The following is a 2,612-nucleotide window of genomic DNA, read 5'->3' as shown; positions in this document are numbered from 1 at the left end:
AAACAATAGAAATATTGAAAATAAAGAGTCAGAATTTTTAAAAATAGAAGAGATCATAAATTCTTTAAAACCAAATTTCTCTGATGACTTAGATATAGAAACCATTGAATTAGATTTTGAGACTTATTTTGATAAAAAAATAGAAATTTTAAATCAATTGACAAATGAAGATATTAAAAATAAGATAAATTATATAAATTGGCAGTTTTCAGTATCAATTAATTCTGAAATTCAAAAGCTTAAAGAAAAATTAAATAATTACAATGAAGCATTGATTCAAATAGATAAGATTGTGAAAGTTTTTGACAAAAAATTAAAGGAATATACCAATGAAATTGTAAATAAAATTAGCATTCCTTTTCATATTTATACTGGTAAAATTTTGCAAAACCATTCATTAGGATCTGGTCTCTCAATCCACTTCGAAACAGAGAAAAACTCTCAAATTTATATTACACCAAATAATAAAGATCAAGAAGTTGCATATCTATTAAGTTCGGGACAATTATCAGCTACTGTTATTTCATTGATGCTTGTTCTAAATAAGGTATTTAACAAATCAAAGTTGGGTGTAATATTTATTGATGATCCATTACAAACATTAGATGAAATAAACGCGCATTCTTTAGTTGAACTGTTAAAATATAATTTTAAAGATCAACAATTACTATTATCAACTCACGAAGATCGATACTCAAAATTTATAAGATATAAATATGAAAGATTTGGTATTAATAGTATGCCGGTTAACATGAAAAACAATATATAATAGCTTCGAATTAAAATATTTAGAAAATACCTTTCACCAATAAATCCCCAAAAACTCCATCCAAAAGATGGAGTTTTTAAAAATCAGCACTCCCCATTCCGGATCACCTCCTTCGCATACGCCAGTTTTTCCTTTAGTTGCTGCATTTCCTCTATTTTCGCATTGATCTGGGCAATCTTATCATCCATTAGCTTAATTTTATCCTCCGTATTCAGGCGGTCTTCAAACCATGCATCCATACAGTCCTTAATTTCTGCCAGAGTAAACCCTACAGACTTCGCTTCCTTTATAAAATCAAGCTTTTCGATAACCTCCTCAGAATAATACGTGTAATTGTTGCTTTTTATCTTTTCATCCTTTTCTCCGGCAATTAAACCGCTTTTTTCATAAAAGCGGATCGTTCCGATCGGGATTTCCGTTGCCTTCGAAAGCTGGTTGATTAAATACTTCATTGTTAAATTTTCGTTAAAATTAAAACCATACAGTATACTATACACTTTTAGGTTTCAAAAGTAAATATTAAATTCGTTTCAACAAAATCTAAAAAACGATGTCAAAAACTATTTTCATTACAGGAGCTTCTACCGGACTGGGTAAAGCAACTGCAAAACTATTCGCAGAAAAAGGCTGGAACGTGGTCGCAACCATGAGAACTCCCGAAAACGATACAGAACTCTCTTCTATTCCCAACATCAAAGTGATGAAACTGGATGTTACCAATTCGCAGGAAATCAAACAAGTCGCTGAAAAAGTAATTCAGGACGGTGTAGATGTAGTATTCAACAATGCAGGATACGGATTAATGGGACCTTTGGAAGGACTGTCCGAAGAACAGATCAGCAGACAGTTAGAAACCAATTTATGGGGCGTGATCCGTACAACACAGGCTTTCATCCCCTATTTCAGAGAACATAAAAAAGGATTGTTTTTAACCACCACTTCCATTGGCGGTCACGTTGCATTTCCGCTGGCTTCACTGTATCACGCTACCAAATGGGCTCTCGAAGGTTGGTCAGAAAGTATGGCATTTGAACTCAATCCTTTCGGAATCACCATCAAAACCATTGCGCCGGGCGGAATTTCCACCGATTTTGCAAGCCGTTCTCTCGATATGGGAGCGCATCCTGCATATCAGGAAATGACTGAAAAAGTCTGGGAAGTATTCAGAGATCCCAACAGAATTTTCCAGTATTCCACTCCCGAGCAGATTGCAGAAGTCGTGTACGAAGCAGCGACAGACGGTAAAAACCAACTGCGATATTTTGCAGGAGAAGATTCTAAACAGACCATCGCACTCCGCAGACAGGTCGGAGATCAGGTATTCTTCGAAGAAAACAAAAAACGCTTTTTTGAAAACTAACAAAAACAGACCGGACTTTAAAAGTTGTCCGGTTTTTTATTTAATTTTTATTTTCTTTGCTGTAGAAGTCAAACTCACAAACCTTCAGACACAATTAAAAACCAATGAACTACAAAATCATACACAACGAAGAAAAATTACAGCAATTCATAGACTGGCTTCCTGAACTACTGCCCAATGAACAATATTACGTTGCCCTTCTCGCAAGAAAAAAATACAACCCCGAAACAGGACTGAAAGCCGATAAAGCACAGTTGAAACGATTTACCTCAACCAAAGAAAGACTACTTCATAAAATCAGGCAGCTCGAAATTCCGGCAGGCTTGTACGAATCCGGAAATACCGAAGTTTCTCAGGATAACCTCGCCATTTACATCACTCCCAACCTAGTCATGGTCGGAAGATTTTTTTTATTATTTTGAATAATGTTTTTTTTAATTTAACTATTTGATTTCCAATTAATTGTATTTCTGTTTTGGTTTT

4 protein-coding genes are annotated in these 2,612 nt (G+C 34.5%); 3 read left to right on the top strand and 1 reads right to left on the bottom strand.

Going from position 1 to position 2,612, the window contains the following annotated elements; translation table 11 throughout:
- A partial coding sequence (locus DD829_RS23910; RefSeq protein WP_228408273.1) for a hypothetical protein occupies nucleotides 1-769 on the top strand: 769 nt, incomplete at its 5' end.
- A gap of 83 nt (nucleotides 770-852) precedes the next feature.
- Here the strand turns inward: DD829_RS23910 and DD829_RS22635 are convergent.
- Nucleotides 853-1,221 carry a MerR family transcriptional regulator gene (locus DD829_RS22635; RefSeq protein ID WP_108408637.1) on the bottom strand — a complete coding sequence of 123 codons (369 nt, stop codon included), beginning with the start codon at nucleotides 1,219-1,221 and terminating at the stop codon, nucleotides 853-855.
- Nucleotides 1,222-1,319: 98 nt separating this feature from the next.
- Between DD829_RS22635 and DD829_RS22630 the strand changes: the two genes are divergently transcribed.
- Both DD829_RS22630 and DD829_RS22625 read left to right on the top strand, forming a co-directional pair.
- On the top strand, nucleotides 1,320-2,129 hold the full coding sequence (locus DD829_RS22630; protein WP_108408636.1) for an SDR family oxidoreductase: 810 nt from the start codon (nucleotides 1,320-1,322) through the stop codon (nucleotides 2,127-2,129).
- Nucleotides 2,130-2,233: 104 nt separating this feature from the next.
- On the top strand, nucleotides 2,234-2,551 hold the full coding sequence (locus DD829_RS22625) for a hypothetical protein (protein WP_108408635.1): 318 nt from the start codon (nucleotides 2,234-2,236) through the stop codon (nucleotides 2,549-2,551).
- The last annotated feature ends 61 nt before the right edge of the window (nucleotides 2,552-2,612 follow it).

The organism is Chryseobacterium sp. HMWF035 (genome assembly GCF_003094695.1).
GTDB classification, from domain to species: Bacteria; Bacteroidota; Bacteroidia; order Flavobacteriales; family Weeksellaceae; genus Chryseobacterium; species Chryseobacterium gambrini.
Note: the sequence above shows the minus strand (reverse complement) of the source record. Positions and strands in the feature narration are given on the sequence as shown.

Excerpts from the sequence above, each read along its gene's own strand:
- DD829_RS22635 (WP_108408637.1), bottom strand. The coding sequence starts at position 1,221 with ATGAAGTATTTAATCAACCAGCTTTCGAAGGCAACGGAAATCCCGATC.
- DD829_RS22630 (WP_108408636.1), top strand. The coding sequence starts at position 1,320 with ATGTCAAAAACTATTTTCATTACAGGAGCTTCTACCGGACTGGGTAAA.
- DD829_RS22625 (WP_108408635.1), top strand. The coding sequence starts at position 2,234 with ATGAACTACAAAATCATACACAACGAAGAAAAATTACAGCAATTCATA.